This is a genomic window from Alcanivorax sp. 24 (assembly GCF_004360225.1).
Classification (GTDB): Bacteria; Pseudomonadota; Gammaproteobacteria; order Pseudomonadales; family Alcanivoracaceae; genus Alloalcanivorax; species Alloalcanivorax xiamenensis.
The window spans coordinates 124,417-145,035 of the sequence record NZ_SNUA01000012.1 but is presented as its reverse complement, the minus strand read 5'-3'; the positions used below and the strand labels follow the sequence as shown (position 1 = coordinate 145,035).

Annotated in this window: 20 protein-coding genes and 2 tRNA genes; 16 read left to right on the top strand and 6 right to left on the bottom strand. The window is 62.3% G+C overall.

Annotation, left to right across the window (positions count from 1 at the left end; genetic code table 11):
• Window positions 1–436: 436 nt before the first annotated feature.
• From E0L37_RS21550 to E0L37_RS15975, 4 genes are all read left to right on the top strand, one after another.
• Window positions 437–697, top strand: a complete 261-nt coding sequence (locus E0L37_RS21550; protein ID WP_205655635.1) for a hypothetical protein — start codon at window positions 437–439, stop codon at window positions 695–697.
• Between the two features lie 19 nt (window positions 698–716).
• Window positions 717–2,204, top strand: coding sequence for a RimK family protein (locus E0L37_RS15985; RefSeq protein WP_133492702.1), 1,488 nt, complete (start codon window positions 717–719; stop codon window positions 2,202–2,204).
• Window positions 2,205–2,401: 197 nt separating this feature from the next.
• A complete protein-coding gene (locus tag E0L37_RS15980) occupies window positions 2,402–3,646 on the top strand; it encodes a DUF2157 domain-containing protein (RefSeq protein WP_166643081.1) in 1,245 nt (414 codons plus the stop codon).
• Window positions 3,639–4,169: a GDYXXLXY domain-containing protein gene (locus E0L37_RS15975; RefSeq protein ID WP_133492700.1), complete on the top strand. Its 531-nt coding sequence runs from the start codon at window positions 3,639–3,641 to the stop codon at window positions 4,167–4,169. Before E0L37_RS15980 ends, E0L37_RS15975 begins: the two co-directional genes overlap by 8 nt.
• Here E0L37_RS15975 and E0L37_RS15970 read toward each other — a convergent pair whose 3' ends face one another.
• Window positions 4,170–4,820, bottom strand: a complete 651-nt coding sequence (locus E0L37_RS15970; RefSeq protein ID WP_133492699.1) for a glutathione S-transferase family protein — start codon at window positions 4,818–4,820, stop codon at window positions 4,170–4,172.
• Window positions 4,821–5,114: 294 nt separating this feature from the next.
• Here E0L37_RS15970 and E0L37_RS15965 point away from each other — a divergent pair.
• Window positions 5,115–5,190 (top strand) — tRNA-Glu (locus E0L37_RS15965).
• A 212-nt stretch (window positions 5,191–5,402) separates the two neighbouring features.
• Window positions 5,403–5,478 (top strand) — tRNA-Gly (locus E0L37_RS15960).
• 230 nt (window positions 5,479–5,708) lie between these two features.
• On the opposite strand, the gene E0L37_RS15955 is transcribed toward E0L37_RS15960, so the two are convergent.
• Window positions 5,709–6,062: a hypothetical protein gene (locus tag E0L37_RS15955; RefSeq protein ID WP_133492698.1), complete on the bottom strand. Its 354-nt coding sequence runs from the start codon at window positions 6,060–6,062 to the stop codon at window positions 5,709–5,711.
• A 168-nt stretch (window positions 6,063–6,230) separates the two neighbouring features.
• On the opposite strand from E0L37_RS15955, the gene E0L37_RS15950 reads away from it, so the two are divergent.
• Complete coding sequence (locus tag E0L37_RS15950; RefSeq protein ID WP_133492697.1) at window positions 6,231–7,412, top strand: hypothetical protein; 1,182 nt, start codon at window positions 6,231–6,233, stop codon at window positions 7,410–7,412.
• A gap of 528 nt (window positions 7,413–7,940) precedes the next feature.
• On the opposite strand, the gene E0L37_RS15945 is transcribed toward E0L37_RS15950, so the two are convergent.
• Complete coding sequence (locus E0L37_RS15945) at window positions 7,941–8,801, bottom strand: universal stress protein (protein WP_166643080.1); 861 nt, start codon at window positions 8,799–8,801, stop codon at window positions 7,941–7,943.
• Between the two features lie 274 nt (window positions 8,802–9,075).
• Between E0L37_RS15945 and E0L37_RS15940 the strand changes: the two genes are divergently transcribed.
• Entirely contained in the window at window positions 9,076–9,540 is a 465-nt protein-coding gene (locus E0L37_RS15940; protein WP_133492695.1) for a hypothetical protein, read from the top strand.
• A gap of 33 nt (window positions 9,541–9,573) precedes the next feature.
• Window positions 9,574–10,740 (top strand): hypothetical protein, encoded by a 1,167-nt coding sequence (locus E0L37_RS15935; RefSeq protein WP_133492694.1) that lies wholly within the window; start codon window positions 9,574–9,576, stop codon window positions 10,738–10,740.
• A 75-nt stretch (window positions 10,741–10,815) separates the two neighbouring features.
• On the opposite strand, the gene E0L37_RS15930 is transcribed toward E0L37_RS15935, so the two are convergent.
• Complete coding sequence (locus tag E0L37_RS15930) at window positions 10,816–12,027, bottom strand: MFS transporter (RefSeq protein ID WP_205655634.1); 1,212 nt, start codon at window positions 12,025–12,027, stop codon at window positions 10,816–10,818.
• A gap of 200 nt (window positions 12,028–12,227) precedes the next feature.
• On the opposite strand from E0L37_RS15930, the gene E0L37_RS15925 reads away from it, so the two are divergent.
• From E0L37_RS15925 to queF, 4 genes are all read left to right on the top strand, one after another.
• Window positions 12,228–12,905 carry a histidine phosphatase family protein gene (locus E0L37_RS15925; RefSeq protein WP_133492692.1) on the top strand — a complete coding sequence of 226 codons (678 nt, stop codon included), beginning with the start codon at window positions 12,228–12,230 and terminating at the stop codon, window positions 12,903–12,905.
• A 201-nt stretch (window positions 12,906–13,106) separates the two neighbouring features.
• Entirely contained in the window at window positions 13,107–14,048 is a 942-nt protein-coding gene (locus E0L37_RS15920) for an ABC transporter ATP-binding protein (protein WP_133492691.1), read from the top strand.
• Window positions 14,045–14,818 (top strand): ABC transporter permease, encoded by a 774-nt coding sequence (locus tag E0L37_RS15915; RefSeq protein WP_133492690.1) that lies wholly within the window; start codon window positions 14,045–14,047, stop codon window positions 14,816–14,818. Before E0L37_RS15920 ends, E0L37_RS15915 begins: the two co-directional genes overlap by 4 nt.
• Before the next feature lie 10 nt (window positions 14,819–14,828).
• The gene (gene queF, locus E0L37_RS15910; protein WP_133492689.1) at window positions 14,829–15,653 is read left to right on the top strand and encodes an NADPH-dependent 7-cyano-7-deazaguanine reductase QueF; all 825 of its coding nucleotides are present in this window, start codon (window positions 14,829–14,831) and stop codon (window positions 15,651–15,653) included.
• A 217-nt stretch (window positions 15,654–15,870) separates the two neighbouring features.
• On the opposite strand, the gene E0L37_RS15905 is transcribed toward queF, so the two are convergent.
• The gene (locus E0L37_RS15905) at window positions 15,871–17,355 is read right to left on the bottom strand and encodes an AbgT family transporter (protein ID WP_201303739.1); all 1,485 of its coding nucleotides are present in this window, start codon (window positions 17,353–17,355) and stop codon (window positions 15,871–15,873) included.
• A 40-nt stretch (window positions 17,356–17,395) separates the two neighbouring features.
• Window positions 17,396–18,943 carry an adenylate/guanylate cyclase domain-containing protein gene (locus tag E0L37_RS15900; RefSeq protein WP_133492688.1) on the bottom strand — a complete coding sequence of 516 codons (1,548 nt, stop codon included), beginning with the start codon at window positions 18,941–18,943 and terminating at the stop codon, window positions 17,396–17,398.
• A gap of 228 nt (window positions 18,944–19,171) precedes the next feature.
• Here E0L37_RS15900 and E0L37_RS15895 point away from each other — a divergent pair, with 228 nt between their 5' ends.
• The 3 genes from E0L37_RS15895 to E0L37_RS15885 are packed head-to-tail and all read left to right on the top strand — an operon-like array spanning window position 19,172 to window position 20,617.
• The gene (locus E0L37_RS15895) at window positions 19,172–19,735 is read left to right on the top strand and encodes a nitroreductase (protein ID WP_133492687.1); all 564 of its coding nucleotides are present in this window, start codon (window positions 19,172–19,174) and stop codon (window positions 19,733–19,735) included.
• Window positions 19,728–20,186 (top strand): YiiD C-terminal domain-containing protein, encoded by a 459-nt coding sequence (locus E0L37_RS15890; RefSeq protein WP_133492686.1) that lies wholly within the window; start codon window positions 19,728–19,730, stop codon window positions 20,184–20,186. The genes E0L37_RS15895 and E0L37_RS15890 overlap by 8 nt, the downstream gene beginning before the upstream one ends.
• Window positions 20,183–20,617 (top strand): MAPEG family protein, encoded by a 435-nt coding sequence (locus E0L37_RS15885; RefSeq protein ID WP_133492685.1) that lies wholly within the window; start codon window positions 20,183–20,185, stop codon window positions 20,615–20,617. The genes E0L37_RS15890 and E0L37_RS15885 overlap by 4 nt, the downstream gene beginning before the upstream one ends.
• The last annotated feature ends 2 nt before the right edge of the window (window positions 20,618–20,619 follow it).

The window sequence follows — 20,619 nt, the reverse complement described above, 5'->3', positions numbered from 1 at the left end:
CATTGCGGAAATAAAAAATTGCCGGGAGCAATTTTTAACGTTGCTGCGCGACGGCCCGAAGGGTGACCGCCATGGACGGCGGTCATAAAAAATGGCTGAGAGCCATTGCTGTCCCACCGTTGTGGAACGGGCCGCTAACACGCAACACGCTGGCACGCCAACACGCTTTGAAAACACTCGGGCATCCCGGGGTAGAGCGTTTCCTGGCTTAAGACCATTGAACTCCCGCTTCGGGGCGCACAACTTCGTAGAAGGAGATGCCGGATCGGGTCCGGCGTGACGGGGGTGCTTTGAATTGGTGTCCCCAAGGCCGGCAAGCGGGCCTTGGGTTTGGCGTGCCGGCGTGTTGCGTGTCAGCGTGCCAGCGGATTGTGGGACACTAATGGCCGGGAGCAATTTTTAAGGTTGCTCCGCGATGGCCCAAAGGGTGACCGCCATGGACGGCGGTTATAAAAAAGCGTTTTTATTGCTTGCCAAGTCGGCGCGCCCGGTTTTTCATCTTTCGGCGTTCGGCGTTCGGCGTTCGGCGTTCGGCGTTCGGCGTTCGGCGTTCGGCGTTCGGCGTTCGGCGTTCGGCGTTCGGCGTTCGGCGTTCGGCGTTCGGCGTTCGGCGTTCGGCGTTCGGCGTTCGGCGTTCGGCGTTCGGCGTTCGGCGTTCGGCGTCCGGCGTCCGGCGTCCGGCGTCCGGCGTCCTTAGCCTTCTCAATGGAACCCCGATGAGCCAAGTCATTATCCTGGTGGACGATCCGGCGGATTGGGCGGCGTACTATCCCGCCCGTAATCTGCTGTCCGCCCGTGATTACCTGCAAGCCACCGAGCCGGTCTGCACCGACAAGAAAGTGCAGGTGATCAATCTGTGCCGCAGTTATAAATACCTGTCCCCCGGCTACTACTGTTCGTTGCTGGCGGAAGCCCGTGGTCAACGTGTCATGCCCTCGGTGCGCACCGTCAATGATCTCAGCCACAAGGCGTTGTACGGCCTGCACTTCGAGCGCTTCGAATCGGCGCTGGACAAGGCGATGAAGAAGCAGGGCGGCGATGCCACCAAGGTGACGTTCAATATCTACTTCGGGCAAACCGAACAGGAAGGGCTGACGGAACTGGCGCGGCAGATCTTTGATCAGTTGCCATGCCCGATTCTGCGGGTGTCGTTCCGGCGTCGCGACCAGTGGGTCCTGGAGGCGATCAGAACGCCGAGTCTGAAACAGGTGAAGGGCGCCGAGGAGGACCAGTTCGCTCGGGCCCTGGAGCAGTTCAACGCGAGAGTCTGGCGCGGCCCACGCCGGCGCCGTGGCGAGCGCTACGATCTGGCCATGCTGGTGAACGAGCAGGAGGCCATGCCGCCAAGCAATCGCACCGCGTTGAAGCGCTTCAGGCAGGCCGGCCGCCAACTCGGCATCAAGGTGGGGCAGGTCGGCCGGGACGCCTATGCCCGCCTGGGCGAATACGATGGCCTGTTCATTCGCGAAACCACCGCCATCGATCATCACACCTATCAGTTCGCCCGCAAGGCTGAGCAGGAAGGCCTGGTGGTGATCGACGATCCGCGCTCGATCCTGCGCTGCACCAACAAGATTTATCTGGCCGAGCTGATGCAATCCAATGGCGTGCCGGTGCCGCCCACCGCCTTTGTGTTCAGCGCCAGCGCGGAGCAGGTGGACGGCCTGATCGGGGAATTGGGCTTGCCGATGGTGCTGAAGATCCCGGACGGCAGTTTTTCCCGGGGCATCAGCAAGGTGGAGGACCGCGAGACGCTGGCAACCGCGCTGCACGGCTACTTGAAGCAATCCGCCGTGGTGCTGGCCCAGGCTTTTATGTACACCGATTACGACTGGCGTATTGGCGTGCTCAACAACCGGCCGTTGTTTGCCTGCCAGTACTTCATGAGCAAGGGGCATTGGCAGATTTATCATCACAAGGACAGCGGCAAAACCGCCTCCGGCAACGCGCGCACGGTACCGATCCGCGAAGTGCCGCCGAAGGTGCTGAGAGTGGCGCTGAAAGCCGCCCGGCTGATGGGTAATGGGTTGTACGGCGTGGACCTGAAGCAATCCGGCGATCAGGTGGTGGTGATGGAGGTGAACGACAATCCCAACATCGACGCCGGTGTCGAGGACCTGTGGCTGGGTGAGGATCTGTACCGGCAGGTGATGCTGGAATTCCTGCGCCGCATGGAGGCGCGGCGGCTGGGGCTGCCGCTTTGACGGCTTGAAAAGGTCGCGGTCCGTGGGTCAGACGCCGTATTCGCTGCCCAGGCAGCTTCCCACGGAAGTGCCACGGAGCCGCTGTGGGAAGCTGCCTGGGCAGCGAATGGGCGCGGGGATTGAACGATCACGGTAAGGCTGCGCACCCAGCGTGCTAGCATGCTCTGGAAGCCCGCACCGAAAGGATTGGGAAGAACGTGATACGCAAAGACGCTCTGCGCCGGGAGCTGCGACAGTGGTTGGCCGAGGGGCTGATCGAGGAGGATCAGGCCCGGCGTATTCTGTCCCGTTATGGCACGGGACTGGAAACCAGCGGCGACTCCCTGGGGACGAGGGTGTTGACCGCCTGCGCGCTGCTGTTCATCGGCCTGGCACTGCTGCTGGTGGTGTCCGCCCACTGGGACGGCCTGCCCCGGGGCGTGCGCTTCGCCGGTCTGCTGGCCCTCACCGTGGCCGCCAACGGAGTCGGGTTGTGGCGCTGGGGGCGTCATGGCGAAGGGGGCGGCTGGCTGTTTCTCGGCGCCGTCTGCTATGGCGCCTCGATCATGCTGGTGGGGCAGATGTACCATCTCGGCGAGCATTTCCCCAATGGCGTGCTGCTGTGGATGGTCGGCACGCTGCCGGTGGCGTTTTTCTCCCGGCGTTTGCTGGTGACGCTGCTGCTGGTGGCGCTCACTGCCGTGTGGATGGTGATGGAAACCCCGTTCTCGCCGCCCTGGGCCGGGATCCTGTTTCTCGGCGTGGCGGGTTGGCTGGCCTGGCGCCGTCATGCCAATGTGGTGATGCTGCCGGTGCTGGCGACGCTGGTGCTGTGGCTCAATCTGATGCTGTCCTGGGTGTTCCATACCGATTTCGGGCCTCATTGGCGGGCCGGCCACCTGACGTTCAACCTTGCCCTGCTGGTGCTCGCCCAGGTGCTCTGCCAACGGCTGGAACGGCGTCACGATTCCCGCTGGGCCCCTTTGCCGTGGCTGGGACGGTTGTCGTTGCTGGTGTTGCTGCCGCTGACGTTCGAGGGGCTCTGGAAAGACTATTTGCACAGCCATTGGGGCTGGCTGGATCCGGGATTGTGGGCGGCGCTGCCGTTGCTGTTGGCGGCGATCGCGCTCAACCCCCGGGGCATCCTGCCCTGGCCGGCGCTGGCCGGGCTGGTACTGGGGCATGGTTGGGGGCGGCCGGAGCAGAGCCTGTACTGGACCGTGGCCGCCAATCTGGTGGTCCTGCTGGTGGCCATGGCCTGGATACGTGAGGGGCTGCTGCGCACCGACCCGCGCCGGTTCTTTGCCGGTCTGGGCACGCTGGCGGTGTTGGCGATACTGCGTTACCTCGATCTGATCGGGGATTACCTGGGCGCGGCTTTGTTGTTCCTGGTCATGGCCGCCATTCTCTACGGCGGTGCCCGTTATTGGCGCCGGCGCGGTCCGGAGGTGGCCCATGACTAGGCGCTGGCGGTTACGCGCCCTGGTGGCGGCGGTTTTGTTGCAGGTAGTGGTGCTGCTGGGCCTGCTGGGCTACGCGCGCTATCCGGTCTGGTTTGGCAAGGAGGTGGTGCTGCGTACCGTGCCGGTGGATCCCCGCGATCTGTTGCGCGGTAACTATGCCCGGTTGCGCTATGACATCAGCGAGGCGCCGATGCCGGAGGTGGGGGTGCCGAAAGTAGGGCGGGAGGTGTATGTGCAACTGCACCGGAAAGGTCAGGTATGGAAAGCGGTGGAGACCCGTTACTCACCGCCGCCGGGGGATTTCATTCGTGGCCGCATCCGCACCGTGCGGGTGGGCTCGGTGACGGTGGAATACGGCATTGAAGCCTATTTCGCGCCCAAGGATAAGGCGCTGGAACTGGAACGGCGGCTGCGCCAGGGAGGTCTGGCGCGGGTGCGTATTGCCACTGACGGGCGCGCCGCCCTGGTATCCGTGGAGGACACCGGAGCGGACTCTGTTCAGGGAGCCGGAGAGCGGCCCTGATCAGCCGCCGAGGACCTTGGTGAGGAAGCCGCTTTCCTTGGCGATGGTCTGGGTGAACGGGTCCAGCGCGTGCAGGCGTTCCTTATGGGCGGCCAGGTTCGGGTAGGACTCGACGCCTTCGCCGGCATGCTGGAAATTCACCAGCTGACTGGCCACCGCGATGTCGGCGATGGTCAGACGTTCACCAACGAAGTAGGTCTTGCCTTCCAGTTCACGGTCCAGGTATTCGAGCAGTGGCGGAACCGCTCCCTGCAACGCTTTTTGTGCCGCGGCTTCATCCGCGTCCTTGCCCATCAGACGCCGTACCACCCGATTGAAGAACACACCGAAGGTGCAGTTGACCCCCAGCTCGTAGTCGCCGAATTTCTCGAACCACAGGGCGCGGGCGTACTCGTAGGGATCCTCCGGGTAGAGAGACGGTTCCGGGTGTGTCTTTTCCAGGAAAGCGCAGATCACCCCGGAGTCGGCGAGAATCTGGCCGTCGTAATCCAGTGCCGGGATGCGCCCCAGCGGGTTGAGATCCCGATACCAGTCCGGCGCGTTGCGCGGGTCCACGTTGACGGTCTCATGTTCCACGCCTTTGAGGGCCAGTACCACGCGGGTTTTGCGCACGAACGGCGACAGCATGGCGCCATACAGTTTGATGGTCATTGGGGTCTCCCGGTTTTCGTTGTCGGATTGGGTGGGCCGGAGCCCGTGCCTGCCGCCGCGGGCGGAGTTGAAAAAGTCCCGCAGCTGGCTGCAACAGGCATATAGCAGTGTCGAGGAAGGGTCAACAGGGGACCGCCCGGTCAGGTGAAAACCGTCGGAATCGCCGAGATTGGACGGATTATGAACGAACGGTGTCGACCAGGGGAATTTCTCCTTGACGCTACCGGCCCGGGTTTCTAGACTACGCGCCGCTTGACAGGGCAGTCCCGCAACGGGATTGGCCAGCAAGTCCGGGTCCCCTTCGTCTAGTGGCCTAGGACACCGCCCTTTCACGGCGGTAACAGGGGTTCGACTCCCCTAGGGGACGCCACTGAATCGGGTTCGGTAACGGTCCGCGAACTGGCATCGCGTTGATTGGAGCCCAAGGGTCGAACCTTCATTAGTGGGGTTCGACCGGTCGCCAGCAAAGCTGGCGGATCGGAAGGTCTTCGCTAGCGAAGACAGCCCCGAAGGGGTGAGCCGCGCAGCGGTGAATACTCCCCTGGGGGACGCCACTCTTTCGTTCAGGCGAAGCAGTGACAAGCGGGAATAGCTCAGCTGGTAGAGCACAACCTTGCCAAGGTTGGGGTCGCGAGTTCGAATCTCGTTTCCCGCTCCATTTTCCTTTCGGGATTCATGAAGCATAGTCGCCCTTGGTTGGGCGCCCCTGCTTTTTATTGGGCTGGGGCCGCGACCGGGGCGCCGGCCGGTTCGAATCTCGTTTCCCGCTCCATTTTCCTTTCGGGATTCATGAAGCATTGTTGCGCTGCCCCCGGCTTTCTGTTTGGTTGGGATCGCGAGCTGGAGCGCCAGACATCGCCGATATGCCTGGTCGCTATTCAGTAGGATTTACTCCTCACTCATCAAGGCTTCAATATCCCAGAGGGCACAGCGCTTCCGCACTAGCGGATCGTCCGCTTTCAGGTCGCTCACGCGAATAAGCCCGCGACAATAATCTTCCTGTGATAACTGCTTGCCGATGTAGATGGCCGGCACGGAAAACAGGACGAAAAGCGCCAGACCGGGCAACATGGTCCAGAAAATAATGCCGATCAGGCCGTCGATGCTTACTCCGTTATCCAGACGTCGTGCAATAACTGGCCAGACAATCTTCCAGCACCACCAGAGCATCGCCAGCAACCCCAATGGCAGCAGGATATACAGAGAGGCGTTGTAGGCAATAAGCAGTGCGTCGCGGGTCAATGAGAAGGCTCTCTATTCCTGCGTTGAAAGCAGTGGAGACTCTCGCAGGGTATAACACCCCGGCCACCGGAGGAATCCACGCTGGGGGTTACACACAAATCTGTAGCAATGCAATACTGTCACGGGGTGAACGATTTCGGTAAACAGTCTCACGGGAATGCGAGAGTCATGGGCGCCGTTTCGTTTGCAACGCATGAGTCGGACTCCACCTGGAAAGATGGCAAGGATGCGATATGCGTTCTTACATGGATTGATGGATCAGCGGAGCACCTGAATGAAGAAAATTCAATGATGAGTCCCCGCTTCTCTGGCGTTCTTCGCAAGCTGTGCGATCTTTTCGGATTGACTGAAGACACGCCACCGGTGTTAGACCGACCCGCCGACCTCGAATTGCCCTGGGCTCCGGGGAAGGGAAATGCCATTCAGGACACGCTGGACGGCATTGGTTTTCCCTGGCGGGCAAGTGGCCAGGAACTCATTGACCGCTTTGGTCTGGTTCGTCATCCTGCCTACGACTGGGAGCAAAGCCCGATCACGCCTTGCCCATTGGCACTCGACGGCTTGCTCTATCCCATATCTCCGCAAATATTCAGGGCGCCGTCTCGCCACCACGTGCCCCTATGGTTCAGCGGGGATGTATGGATCAAAAATGACCCGCTTGCCAACCTTCGTCATGCGCACCGCCGGATCACTGAGCTGCTGGGCCCGGCCCCGATCGGGGTGCGTAACAATACGATCTCGTCGATCTGGCGCGCCGGCCCGGCCCGTATTTCGCTCACTGTCTGGCCGCCAAAGCTGCAACCCCCGGGGTGGAATCGGAATGTTCCGGCCCATGAGCGGGACCGGCGACTGAAAACGGCCTGCTCGATTCTTATCGAGCCTGGCTATCGTCGCCCGATGAGTGTGCGGGAGAGAGAATGGCTGGGGTCTTTTACGCCTCTTGACGAGGTGCGAGGCATGGTGTCGGCGTCAACACTGAAGGCACTGTGGGCCAGCATCCCTGATGGCTACAGCCAGGATTTTGTCTGTCTGCCGCCGCTGGATCAGGATGATTTCCTGGGCCGGATCGGCTTGTCGTCGGACCATGAGGCCTTGATTGTTTGTGCGAAACAACTGCATATCGTACCGGTCGAGCGTATTGTCGCGCTCCGTCTTCAAAAGCTCAGACCCGCCAAGGGAGGCGGTGGCGCCTTCCTGGTCCTGCTCTTTCATGCCGCGCCTGGCGTGGAGCGAACATTGGGTATTTCCGAATCCTTCGGTGACATGGACGTACTGGACGATCTCGCTTCTCTTCTCAGCAACACCCTGAACCTTCCGCTGCGGGTGCCGGAACCGCAATACGATTGTTGAGCGCTCCGCCGGTTCCAGCCGGCGCTGCTCCAGACAACAATGAAAGGGAAAGGTTGCTACCAGCCGGAGGGACGCGTCGCGGTCCACTTTCTTCCGCGCATAGCCGCGACTCAAATAGGGGTTGTTGTTCGGGTAGGGTGGATTGTTCCAACACATACCGGTACAGGTCCATGATCTGACCGTGGATGGCGAACACTTCGTGGACCATGCCATGGTAGGGCAAATTTCCGCTGGAGTGGCCACACGCGCGGTCCACCTCCAGCAGCGCGTGTTTGCCGTAGTCATAGAGTAAGGTGAATAGTGCCTTGGGGCCGCTTCGGCTTCAGACCCTTCCTCCAGTTTTGCCAACAGCGTTTCGTGGCGTTTCAGGTAAGCAAGCCGAGCCCCGGTTCTCTGGGCTGTTTGCTGTCGTAACCTGCTGCACTGCCTTGGCCAGTTGGCGGTGAGCGTTCCCGGTCCAGTCAATCATTGATTTGGTGGAGGTGATGTTCATGGTGGCTCCCTGACGTGGCCGTGGCCCGGCGAAGACTATTCGCCTTTCTTCAACGGCGCTATCAGCACCGGGCGCTGCGCGGCTTCGCACACTTCGGTGGCGGTGGTGCCGATCAGCTTGCTTTCCAGCCATCCCTGACCGTGCTTGCCGATGATGATCAGGGTAGCATCCCGTTCCGAAGCGATGCGCACTATGGTCTCCGCGGGGGAACCTTTTGGGGTCAGCACGCTGATCTGTTCCGGCTTGCCGGGCAGATAATCGCGAATGTGGTTCAACGCGGCGGCGGCCATCACTGGCAGGGCGGGGGTGTTAATCAGGCCATCCGGGGTTAGCACGGTTAACAGATCGATGCGGGTGGCTTCGGTGGATAACTCGCGGATAAGGTTTTCCGCGCCACTGGCGTATCGGGACAAATCCGTCGCCAGCAGCACTTGATTCAGCGCCGGTGTGACTGGCGGAGCCCCCTCGGTGCCGGTGTCTTCCGCATCCGGAGCGACCCATTCCAGAAACAACGGCAGCGTGGTCTTGCGGATCAGATCGCGGGCGACGCTGCCCAGAAACAGAGTGCTGGCCCGGCTGTGTGCCCGTGACCCAACGAGCAGAAGGTCCGCGTCGAATTCACCGGCGATGGCCAGCAATTCATCCGCCACCAGTCCGGAAATCCGCACGCAGACGGTTACCTCAAGGCCCGCTTTCTTGAGCGGCTCGGCGCAACGTTCCAGCCATTCCCGGTAATTTTCGCCGTGGTCGTAGGCGGCGAACTGGTTATAACTGACTCGCACCACATGGGCCAGGATCACTTTCTTGATGCCCCAGGTGCTCAGGTCCGTGAGGCGTGCCAGCGTGGCGGGAGCGGCGGGCGATTGGTCCAGGGCGACGAGTGCGGTGGTGAACATGGAACCTCCTCCCGAATGGAATGGCGGGGCTGTTGACGGCGCCACCGTGAACATTCACGGGGCCACGCTCCAAAAGTACGCCGGTGGATGGAAGGTGAATTGATCCTGATCAAAGTCCCGGCCGCCTCCTGTTCCCGACAAGACGTTGGCTGCTGCCGGTCCAGCGATCAATATGCTTGGTGCGTTCAACCACATCCGTTTACTATTGGGCAGGCGCGGTTGCGCACCAAACCCGTTATCACCAATCCGCTTTCACAAACAGGGCAGGGACCGAATGAAATCCACATGGATCAGGTGGCTGGTGGGGATTCTGTTCGGTCTGGTTATCGGACGGGTCAGTTTTGGCATTGTCGCGCCCTTCCTTTCTCCCGTTCTTGGCGCCGAGCCTGATTGGTTGGCCGAGGACCCCGCGGCATTTCATTATGTGATCATCGCGGCGCTGGTGATCCAGTTGCTGGTGGCCATTGCCATCGCCGTATGGTTGGCGCGGATCACCGTGATGAAACGCCTGATTGGCTGGGGGCTCGTGGCACTGGGCGCGGTATTGTTGATGAACATCGTCTCCACGCTGCTGTTTTCGGGGCTGAACCTCGGCGCCCTGATCAACCCGGGCTCCCGGGCGGAAAGCGATGCCTCCACCGCGTTCTGGTTCTGGCTGCTGGCCATGGCACTGCCTTACACGGTGATCGGCGCGGCCGGGCTGATCGTCGGCGGTATTCTGTTGCGCAAGACGCGCTGAACGCGGATCTGATAGGGAAAAGGGGAATCCGGGATGACGCAAAGGAAATTGCCGGCGGTGGCGGCCGCCATGTTGATGGCGCTGTCCACTATTGGCAGCGCGGATAGGGCGGCGGCACTGGACCGCTACGTGAGCCAGTATCCATGGGATGACGTCGATGGCGTGTCCTTCCTGGATGCGCCCTCGGTGAAAGCCGCGGTCACCACGGCGGTGGATGACCCCGGGATTCGCCAGGCCCTCCTGGTCGAGACCCGGGATGCGGTCGCCGGGAAAATCCTGGCGACGGACCATGGCCTGCTGATGCATGCCTTCGACCCCGCCAGTGGCGGTGACGTTAACTGGGCGTTGCTGATTTCACCGCGGGGCGGGTCGGCGGCGGCCTGTTTCTCCACCGGAGTTGAGCCGGGCGTGCGTGGTGCGGATTGGTATATGGAGGGAGCGCGTATCGCCACCCGGTACGAGCCTTGCCCCTCCGAAGCGGACCAGATCCCGGCGGCGATTCGGGCAAGGGTGGCGCCCGCCACGGAGCCGGGGGCGCTGCAATGGGCGGTCTGCTACGGCTATCCGAAAATGGCCTCCGGTGAGGCGGGGGCTGTCATCAAAGGCGACCATCACTGCGTTATCCCCGCCGACAGTGAGATCCTGAACCTGGTTGACGCGGCTTGCCAGGAGGACGCCCTCTGTAAAGTGGAAGCGATGGTGCTGGCGGACCCCCGGCGGGAACGGCGGGAGATTCGTCAGGTGTTGTCTGTTCAGAAGATCGATGACGTGCCCGATCCGGCGGAGCCGTACCGGCGACGGGCGGGCCGATTCCATGACGGGGTTTACGCGCGCGAGGACGGAGGCTGTGAACGTGGCGGCGCTGACGAGCGGGTGTCCCTGGATCTGTCACGACCGGCCGGCGGTGCGCTGCAGTGGTTCGACCAGTATTGCGCCGTGCTCGCGGCCGGGGGAGAAACACCCGCGCCCGGTGAATTCCAAAGCACCCTGCAACTGCGTTGCGGCGACGGCCCGGATCAGGACACCGCCTTGCGTGATGGTGCCACGGGGAGAGAGACCACCGCCGTGTTGCGCCATGAGCATGGCCGCGCCATCAGCATTGACGGCGATGCTCTGGTGCGCTGTCCGATCCGGCGCGCCGACACACCGCGATGGTGGATTCAGAGAGCCCCGTTCAACGGGCGCTATCCGTCAGACTAGACGGCGAACGCTGGCGGGTCGAGGAAACGCCGGGCTGTCCCGGCCAGCCCGGCCCTGCTCGCCGATGGCATCGTTTCAGCGTTGCCGGGCCTGGGCTACCAGGGCCGTCAGTGCCAGCCCCGCGCCCAACAGGCAGGTCAGGCTCCAGCCACCATGGGCCCAGGCCAGGCCACTGAGCGCGGAACCCAGGGCGCCGCCGACGAAGAACAGGCCTACGAACAGGGCGTTGATCCGTCCACGCACGCTATCCGGTTCAATCAAATTGATCACGCGCCGGCCCAGGGTTTGATCACCCGTAACACCGACATCCAGTAGCACCGCGCTGAAGGCCAGCAGACCCAGCCCGGGCCAGAACGGCAGCGCCCCGTTGCCGGCTCGGGCTGCGATCAGAAAGGCGGCGATGACCATCAAATGACTGGCCACGGTGCCGGGGCGAGTACCGCCACGGTCGCCCAGGCGGCCGAACCAGGGCGTGGCCAGGGCGCCGGTGACACCGACCAGAGCAAACAGGGCGACCTCCTTGTAGTCCAATTGAAACGGCGGCCGCACCAGACGCAGGGCCACGGTGGTCCAGAACAGACTGAACGTGGCCATCACCAGGGCTGCGGTCAGTGCCCGTTGGCGCAGTACCGGCTGCTCGCGCAGTAGTTCCCAGAGGGACAGAAGCAGTGCCGGATAGCGTTGCGGGTTGCCCGGATGGCGGCGGGGCAGGGCGCGGTAGAGCGCGGCCCAGAGCAGTAACATCAAGGTCGCGTTGCAGAGATAAAAAGCGCGCCACTGGTACAGATCGGCGATCAGGCTGGCCATGGGCCGGGACAGCAGAATGCCGAACATCAGGCCGGACATGACATTGCCGATGGTCCGCCCGCGTTGCGCCGCTGGCGCCATGGACGCGGCCAGCGGCACCAGCACCTGGATCGCCGAGCAACTCAGCCCCAGCACCACCAGCGCGACCAGCAACAGGGGCGCGTTGGGTGCCACCGAGCAGAGGCTGGCGGCGATGATGGCAATCAATAGCAGACGCAGCACCAGGGCACGGTTTTCCAGACGGTCAGCCAGCGGCACCAGCAACAACAGCCCGGCGGCGTAGCCGGCCAGCGGTGCCATGGCAACCAGTCCCTGCTGGCTTTGCGACAGCCCCAGTGAGCCGCCAATCATCCCCACCAGCGTTTGTGGCGCGAACAGATTAGTGACAATGATGCCCACCGCCACGGCGAACAACAGGGTAAGACGGCCGGTGATCGGCGTCGTCACCGTCGCCGTTGCCGTGGGAAGGTCCTTGTCCAAATGCGATGCCCCTGATCCCGGAAGCGTCAACCATAGCGGCGGCGCAAAGCCGGTATCAATGTACCAATACGCATGGTTGGCATGCGTCCCGGGCATGTCGGCCGCTGGTTATATGTAATAAGGTCTCCACTGGAGGTGCAGAAAAGAACCTCAGGCTCTAAGATGGTCCGGATAGTCAGGAAAAGGCCCCAACCCCGACCATGGCCCGATTACATCCGCGTTTATTGCACGCCCTGAATCTGTTGCCGACGGACCGGCCGGTGCATTTGTTGACCCGCCATTCGGTTCGCGAGCTGGCCAAGAACGGGTTTGCGGATTACCGGCTGCCGTTGACGCCGGAAGGCATTGAACTGGCCCGGGATTGGGGAGGGCAGTTGGCGCGCCCGGTGTCGGCGTTTTATTCCAGCCCGGTGGGGCGTTGCGTGGACACCGCCAAGGCCATGGCCGAGGGGGCGCTGCGTGCTGGCTTGATCGATCGCCCCATGGATGTGCTCACCGACAACACGCTGGTGGAACCGGGTTGCTATGTGCAGGACATGAACCGGGTGGGGCCCACCTTTCTCAAGATGGGCGCCATGCGATTCCTCAATCGCCATTTGCAGAATCCATTCGAGGGCATGCTGTCGCCGGCGGAGGGGTGTGCCAAACTGGCCAGCTATTTGCGTGACCGGGAACCGGACAGCGGCGAACTGGCGGTTCACGTGACCCATGACACCATTCTCGCGGTGTTGGTGGCGGAGCTGGAAGGGCGGCGCTCCATCAACCAGGACGATTGGCCCTGGATGATGGAAGGCCTCTGGGTCTGGTTCCAGGACGGCGGTATGCACTGGGTGTGGCGCGGCGAGCGCGGCCGCCGCGCGCTGCGCGCCTCCGCTTGATTTTGTCTTCGGCTACCCCCAATTAAGCTGGATTGGGCAACCGTCCGTTGCTGTGATCGCGTTATGGTGCGGCAGCCGGGGCGGGCGGTTATATCCTGATTGGGGGCACCCGGCACCGTCCTGTTTGTCCGCCACGCATCGATGAGTAAAGCATTCGGTTTAAAACCGTTTTCCGCCCCAGACCGGAAAGAGAGGTGATTTTTGTCGGCCTTGAGCATTCGTAATCTGACCAAAACCTACAGCAACGGTGTCCAGGCGCTCAAGGGCATCGACCTGACCGTTGAAAAAGGCGAATTCTTCGCATTGCTGGGTCCCAATGGCGCCGGCAAATCCACCACCATCGGCATTGTCAGTTCCCTGGTGAACAAAAGTGGCGGCGACGTCGAGATCTTCGGCCACTCGCTGGACCGGGAGCGGGCGCTGGCGAAAAAGAAGATCGGCGTGGTGCCGCAGGAATTCAATTTCAATCAATTCGAGAAAGTGTACGACATCGTCGTCACCCAGGCCGGGTTCTACGGCATCCCCATCGCCGAGGCCAGACGGCAGGCGGAGAAATATCTGCGACAGCTTGGCTTGTGGGAGAAACGCCAGTCCGCCGCGCGCATGCTCTCCGGGGGTATGAAGCGCCGCTTGATGATCGCCCGCGCGCTGGTGCATGAACCGGAGCTGCTGATCCTGGATGAACCCACCGCCGGCGTCGACATCGAGTTGCGCCGCTCCATGTGGGATTTTCTCATCGGCCTGAACGAACAGGGCCGCACCATCATTCTCACCACCCACTATCTGGAAGAGGCGGAGTCGCTGTGCCGGCGCATCGCCATCATCGACCATGGGGTGATCGTCGAGAACACGGATATGCGATCGTTGCTGGAGAAACTGCAGGTGGAGACCTTCGTGCTCGACCTGCAACGGCCGTTGCAAAGCGCGCCGGAATTATGCGGTTTTCACGTGCGCCTGCGTGACGCCGCCACCCTGGAAGTGGATGTGCCCAAAACCGAAAGTCTCAATCGCCTGTTCGGCGCCCTGGCGGAACAGGACATTCAGGTGCTGAGCATGCGTAACAAAGCCAACCGGCTGGAGGAATTGTTCGTGCGACTGGTGGAACGCAACGCGGATCTTGCCGGCAAGGAGGCCGCCTCGTGAGTTTTACCGAACAGTGGGTGGCGTTTCTCACCCTGGTGACCAAGGAAATTCGCCGTTTCGTGCGCATCTGGCCGCAGACTTTGCTGCCCCCAGCAATCACCATGTCCCTGTATTTCGTTATCTTTGGCAACCTGGTGGGCAGCCGCATCGGCGACATGGGCGGCTTCGATTACATGCAGTACATCGTCCCTGGCCTGATCATGATGAGCGTGATCCAGAACAGCTACGGCAACGTGGTCAGTTCGTTCTTTTCCACCAAGTTCCAGCATTCCATCGAGGAAATGATGGTGTCGCCAATGCCGGCCCACGTCATCCTCACCGGTTACATGGTGGGAGGGATCGCGCGGGGCTTGATGGTCGGTGGCATCGTCACCGTGCTGAGTCTGTTCTTCACCCACCTGACTCTCCAGCACGCCTGGATCACGCTGTCGGTGGTGGTGATGACGGCGGCGTTGTTCTCTCTCGGTGGTTTCATCAACGCGGTGTTCGCCCGTAACTTCGATGACATCAGCATTATTCCCAATTTCGTGCTGACGCCGCTGACCTACCTGGGCGGAGTGTTCTATTCGCTGGAGCTGCTACCGGATTTCTGGCGCGCGGTGACCCTGGCCAACCCCATCGTCTACATGGTCAACGCCTTCCGTTACGGTATCCTGGGGGTCAGCGACGTCAATGTGTACACCTCCCTGGGGACCATCGCGCTGTTCGTGCTGGGGTTCTATATTCTGGCCCTGTGGCTGCTGCGGCGTGGCACCGGTATTCGCGCCTGAGACAAGACCGATGAGCTATCTGAAAGACGCCCCGCTGGGGCAAACCAGTGACTACGTGGACCAATACGCACCGGAACTGCTGTATCCGGTGCCCCGGGCGCTGGCGCGGGAAAGCCTGGCCCTGGAAAACGGCGCCCTGCCGTTCCAGGGCGAGGACCTGTGGACCGGCTACGAGCTGTCCTGGTTGGACCAGGGCGGCAAACCCCGGGTGGCGCTGGCGGAAATCCGGGTGCCGTGTACCTCGGACAACATCATCGAATCCAAGTCGCTGAAGCTGTACCTGAACTCGTTCGCCAACAGCCGCTATACCGACGCCGATGCGGTACGGGAAATCATCACCGCCGATCTGGGCAAGGTGGCTGGAGAAAAGGTGACGGTACGGATTCTGTCTCTGGGGGACGCCGCGGCGCAACCGGTCTGGCATGGCGACGGCGTCTGCGTGGATGAACTGGACCTGACCATCGATACCTTCGCGTACGACGCGGCTCTGCTCACCGCCGGCACCGGCGAGGACCATCAGGGCGAGCTCTATTCGCACCTGCTGCGCAGCCATTGCCCGGTGACCAATCAGCCGGACTGGGGCACCGTGGTGGTACGTTATGAAGGTAGGCCCATCGATCCGGCGGGTTTTCTGCGCTATGTGGTCTCCCTGCGCAACCACCAGGGCTTCCATGAGCAGATCGTCGAGCAGATGTTCGTCGACCTGCAACGCCAATGCGCCCCCGCCAAACTCTCCGTCCTCGGCCGCTTCACCCGCCGCGGCGGTCTCGACATCAACCCGTTCCGCAGCAACTTCGAACCGGCGCGGGAGAACCGACGCACGATAAGACAGTGAAGGGGGGCAGTTGACAGTTGATAGTGGACAGTTGACAGCGAAAGACGAAAAATAAAAAGCAGCTAATCTTTAGCCGCTGTGGGAGCTTGCTTGCAAGCGAATATTACAAACGCCTAGGTGAGCTCCATTCGCTTGCAAGCAAGCTTCCCACAGAGAATTCATGGATCGACTTTTTTCTTTCGCTGTCAACTGTCCACTATCAACTGTCAACTCTCTTTTACGTTCCCAGCGGCCATCCCACCGTGATCCAGACGCCGAGCAGGATCGACCAGCCCAGCAGCAGCGTGAGGCTGTAGGGCAGCATTAGCGCGATCAGGGTGCCGACGCCGGTGTCCGCCTGGTAGCGGCGGGCGAAGCCCAACACCAGGGCGAAGTAGGGCATCAGTGGGGTGATGATATTGGTGCTGGAATCGCCTACCCGATAGGCGGCCTGAGTGGCTTCCGGGTCGATACCGAGCAGCATCAGCATGGGGATGAACACCGGCGCCAGAATCGACCATTTGGCCGAGGCGCTGCCGATCAGCAGATTGATGGTGGTGCTCATCAACACGAACAGCAATAGCAGCAATACCGTGGGCAAGGACAGCGTGCCCAGCCAGGCGGCGCCGCGAATGGCAAGCACCAGTCCCAGTTGGCTGTAGTTGAACCAGGCCACGAACTGGGCGGCGAAGAACATCAGTACCAGATAACCGGCCATGGACGCCATGGTGGTTTCCATGGCGGTGATGACATCACCGGCGGAGCGGAATGCGCCGCTGACGCGGCCGTAGACCACGCCGCAGGCGGCGGCCACCAGCGCGATCAACACCACGATGCTGGACATGAACGGGGATTGCAGCAGAGAACCGGTGTCCGCATCACGCAGCGGCGCGCCCGACGGCAGCCCCAGCCAGGCCAGAAACGCCAGCCCGAGAATCAGCGTAACCAGGGTCCAGATCGCCGCGCGCCGGTGCAGGCGCGGCTGCTCGTCCCGGCTGCTCCCGTCCATCGTGCCGGCGGTCAGCCGGGGTTCGACAAAGCGCACCGTCACCAGGGTCACCAGCGCGGTCACCAGTACCGTGGAAACGATAATGAACCAGTAATTGCCGGCGGCGCTGACGTCGCGCTGGGGATCGATGATGTGCGCCGCTTCGGTGGAAATCCCGGCCAGCACCGCGTCCACCGGGCCCAGCAACAGATTGGCGCTGTAGCCGCCGGACACCGCCGCGAAAGCGGTGGCGATACCGGCCAGCGGGGAACGGCCGGCCAGTTGGAACAACAACCCGGCCAGCGGGATCAGCACCACATAGCCGGCATCGAAGGCGATACTGGACATGACGCCGGCGAACGCCACCGTGGCCACCAGCGTACGGTGGGACGCCCGGCGTACCAGCGCCGCCAGGCTGCCGCCCAGTAGACCGGAATGCTCGGCGATGCCCAGGCCAAGCATCGCCACCAGCACCACGCCCAGGGGGGCGAAACCGGTGAAGTTGCTGACCATGTGGCTGAACAGGTACCGCAAGCCCTCGCTATCAAGCAGCGAACGCACCACGATTTCCGTTTGCTCTTGAGGGTGGAAGGCGTTGGTGCCCAGCGCCGCCAGGATCGCACTCAGAGGCAGCATCAGCAGGCACAGCCAAACGAACAGAAGGGTGGGGTGGGGCAGCCGGTTGCCCAGCCGTTCCAGGCGGCTCAACCAGCCCGCCGATGCAGAAATCGCCATAGTCGCTCCCGGTGGTGTCCCTTTGTCCGGGTTGGAGAGCTCAGAGACGGAGCTGCTCCTGTACCCGCCGCGCCGCCCGCCCCATGAATTCCAGTACCCGGGGACGCTCCCGATGATGCAGGCGGCCGGAGTCCAGGTGCAGCACGAAGCCTTCCGCTTCGAAGTCCAGGGACACCGGTTTGTTGTCTTTCAAGTCCGTGGCCGAACGGGCCAATGTCCCGAGTATGCGTTTTTTGTCGAAATTGTGAATACGCTCGAGGTCCATATGCAAGGCGAACCCCCCGGTTTCGGCACTGACATAACGGCTTCGGGATCCGGCGTGGCGCTTCAGATCGCGGGCTTCGTAGACCGGAATCGGGCGGCTGAAGCCCTTGGCGCTGATGTCGCCGACGCTGCGACATTGAATCCGTTCCCGCACCAGTTCATGGGTGGATTCGGAAATCAGCACCTGGCCCGGACGGCAGGCGGATTCCAGCCGGCTGGCCAGATTCACATCGGTGCCGAGAATGGTGTAGTCCATGCGGCTATCGGTACCGAAGTTGCCGACCGTGACATAGCCGGTGTTGATGCCGATACGGATCTCCAGCGGCTGCTTGATGCCCTCGTGCTTCCAGCGCTGACGCAGCAGCCGCATATGGCGCTGCATCTCGATGGCCATGGCCACGCAGCGGAAGGCGTCTTCCTGGGCGCCTTCGCTTTTCGGGTCGCCGAAGAACACCATCACCGCGTCACCGATGAATTTGTCGATGGTACCGCCATGACGCAAAGCAATGCGGGTCATCTCGCTCAGGTAGGTATTGAGCATGGCTGTCAGCGTGTCCAGAGGCAGTTCCTCGGAGATCGCGCTGAACCCCTTGATGTCGGAGAAAAACACGGTGAGGCGTTTGCGCCGGGTTTCCAGTTTGGCGTCCCGTTTGCCGGTGAACAGCGACCCCCAGATCTGCGGTGGCAGATACTTGGCCAGTTTGCGCGACATATTCAGCGCCTGCCGCTGCTGCTCGCGCACTTGCTGCTGTGCCAGGCGCAGATACCGGGTCTGGCGCTGCGCGAAGAAGGCGCTGGCCCCCATGTACACCGCCAGCCCCAGCAGGGCGAGGATAATCAAGGATAACGGAGCCTGTGGTACCGGCTCGAAAGCGGGATCCAGCAGATAGAACAGAGCGCCGCCGACGCCCGCGCCCAGCGCGGTCATCACCACGCTGCCCAGCCAGGGACGCCAGCCCCCATGGCTCATGGCGTTGGCGTGCACAATGGCCAGCAACGCCAGACTGGGCACCACCGCGAACCACAGGCAGGCACAGGCAAAACCAATGCACAGAGCGTCCGCCTGCAGCAGTGTCTGTGACAGCGTGGCCGCCGCCACACCGCGCTTTTCCGCCACCATCGCCAACAACTGGATCAGCAACGGATAGGCCAGCAGCGGCGCCACCGCCCACAATAAAGAGAAGGGATAGACCCGCAGGCCGATACCCGCCCCGAGCATGCCGCTGGCGACCAGAAACGCCAGTATCCGGGTCAGATGGGTTTGCCGGCGGGTCTGTTCCTTCAGATCCAGGAACTGGCGTGATGACAGGGCGGGGTCAGCCATGGACGGTGTCGATCCCGACCGGAAGCAAAGAAAACACCGCGAGAGCGGCGGCGGCACGGCGCATGGTTGACTCCTTGTCCTGGGGGTAACCGAAGAGCTTATTAGAATTTTTTATAAGAAAAAAGAATGATTTTTGCCGGCGGACAAACGGCCGCCTCTGCCGCTTGCCCTGGTGGCGTCTCCGCGCCACGAGGCTACAATGGCGCTCTTATTAAAAAAGGAGATTGCATGGATACCCTCACCGCCTTGACCACGCGGGTGTCAGTGCCGCGGCTGACCGATCCCGGCCCCAGCGATGAGCAGATCGACCTGCTGCTGCGCGCCGCGATCCGGGCACCGGACCACGGCATGCTGCGACCCTGGCGATTCATTGTGCTGCGTGGTGACCGGCGTGAGCGGTTGGCGGACATCATGGAAAAACACGCCGCCGAGACCGTCGCCGAAGCGGACCCGTGCACCCTCGCCAATGCCCGCAACAAAGCGCTGCGCGCACCGGCGGTGATCGTGGTGGCGGCGGAAGTGACCGAAGGCCACAAAGTGCCGGTCTGGGAGCAGGTGCTGGCGGCTGGCGCGGCGGCCCAGAACATCATGCTTGCCGCCCATGCGCTGGGTATCGGCGCCATGTGGCGTACCGGCGCCATCGCCGAGGACGCGGCGGTGAAACGGCGCCTGGGCTTCGCCGACAAGGATCAGGTGGTGGCGTTCATTTACCTGGGTACGCCGGCCGGCGCGCTCAAGACCGTGCCGGACGAAACGCCGGATCGGTATGTACGGGAGCTGCCCGATGACTGATCTCACGGCCCTGGCCGGAAAAGTTCGCGCGGCGATCCCGCTGACCCGTCACCTGGCGTTCGAGTACCTGGATTTCGATGGCGAACAGCTGCGGTTGCGGGCACCACTGGCGCCCAACCATAACGACAAGGGTACCTTTTTCGCCGGCAGCCAGGCGGCGCTGGTGACCCTGGCGGGCTGGTCACTGACCTCGGTGCTGGCGGAACGGATCCTGCCGGATCAGAAGGTGGACGTGGTGGCGGTCACCTCGTCGCTGGACTATTTGCTGCCACTCGACATCGATATGGTGATCACCGCCGAATCCGAAGCCGCTGACCGGGAACGTTTCCGCGAGCGGCTGCAACGGCGCGGCAAGGCGTCGCTGCGCATTATGGCGCGGGCGGACAATGAACAGGGGCAGCCGGTCTGCCAGTATCAGGGCACCTTTCTTGCCCGGATACTGAAACCATGACCCTGGATACTTCCGCGTTGCTCTATCTGCTCGGCTTCGGTAGCTGGGCGTTGTTTCTGCTCTTCGCCCTGGTCGCCGGCCGCGGGCTACAAGTGATGTCCGGCCGCCGACGTGCCGATGCTTTCCCGCCGTATCACTATGAGCCGGCGGAATTTCTCAGCCGTCTCTCGCGCGCCTATCAGAACACCCTGGAACTGCTCGGTGTGGTGATTGTCATTGCCGGCGCGGCGATGGTTGTTGGCAACGACCTGGCCGGCCGGCTGCTGCCCTGGATTCTCGCCGCCCGTATCGGTCAGAGCCTGGTTCATCTGCTCGGGGTGAACCACTGGCTGGTGCAGATCCGCTTCGCCTTTTTACTGGTGCAGATGGTGCTGCTGGCCTGGCTGGCGGTGGATACCTTTCCGATCCTTTGTGATCTGATTAAACCCTGAAC

Excerpts from the sequence above, each read along its gene's own strand:
- E0L37_RS21550 (WP_205655635.1), top strand. The coding sequence starts at position 437 with ATGGACGGCGGTTATAAAAAAGCGTTTTTATTGCTTGCCAAGTCGGCG.
- E0L37_RS15985 (WP_133492702.1), top strand. The coding sequence starts at position 717 with ATGAGCCAAGTCATTATCCTGGTGGACGATCCGGCGGATTGGGCGGCG.
- E0L37_RS15975 (WP_133492700.1), top strand. The coding sequence starts at position 3,639 with ATGACTAGGCGCTGGCGGTTACGCGCCCTGGTGGCGGCGGTTTTGTTG.
- E0L37_RS15970 (WP_133492699.1), bottom strand. The coding sequence starts at position 4,820 with ATGACCATCAAACTGTATGGCGCCATGCTGTCGCCGTTCGTGCGCAAA.
- E0L37_RS15950 (WP_133492697.1), top strand. The coding sequence starts at position 6,231 with ATGGGCGCCGTTTCGTTTGCAACGCATGAGTCGGACTCCACCTGGAAA.
- E0L37_RS15945 (WP_166643080.1), bottom strand. The coding sequence starts at position 8,801 with ATGTTCACCACCGCACTCGTCGCCCTGGACCAATCGCCCGCCGCTCCC.
- E0L37_RS15940 (WP_133492695.1), top strand. The coding sequence starts at position 9,076 with ATGAAATCCACATGGATCAGGTGGCTGGTGGGGATTCTGTTCGGTCTG.
- E0L37_RS15935 (WP_133492694.1), top strand. The coding sequence starts at position 9,574 with ATGACGCAAAGGAAATTGCCGGCGGTGGCGGCCGCCATGTTGATGGCG.
- E0L37_RS15925 (WP_133492692.1), top strand. The coding sequence starts at position 12,228 with ATGGCCCGATTACATCCGCGTTTATTGCACGCCCTGAATCTGTTGCCG.
- queF (WP_133492689.1), top strand. The coding sequence starts at position 14,829 with ATGAGCTATCTGAAAGACGCCCCGCTGGGGCAAACCAGTGACTACGTG.
- E0L37_RS15905 (WP_201303739.1), bottom strand. The coding sequence starts at position 17,355 with ATGGCGATTTCTGCATCGGCGGGCTGGTTGAGCCGCCTGGAACGGCTG.
- E0L37_RS15900 (WP_133492688.1), bottom strand. The coding sequence starts at position 18,943 with ATGGCTGACCCCGCCCTGTCATCACGCCAGTTCCTGGATCTGAAGGAA.
- E0L37_RS15895 (WP_133492687.1), top strand. The coding sequence starts at position 19,172 with ATGGATACCCTCACCGCCTTGACCACGCGGGTGTCAGTGCCGCGGCTG.
- E0L37_RS15890 (WP_133492686.1), top strand. The coding sequence starts at position 19,728 with ATGACTGATCTCACGGCCCTGGCCGGAAAAGTTCGCGCGGCGATCCCG.
- E0L37_RS15885 (WP_133492685.1), top strand. The coding sequence starts at position 20,183 with ATGACCCTGGATACTTCCGCGTTGCTCTATCTGCTCGGCTTCGGTAGC.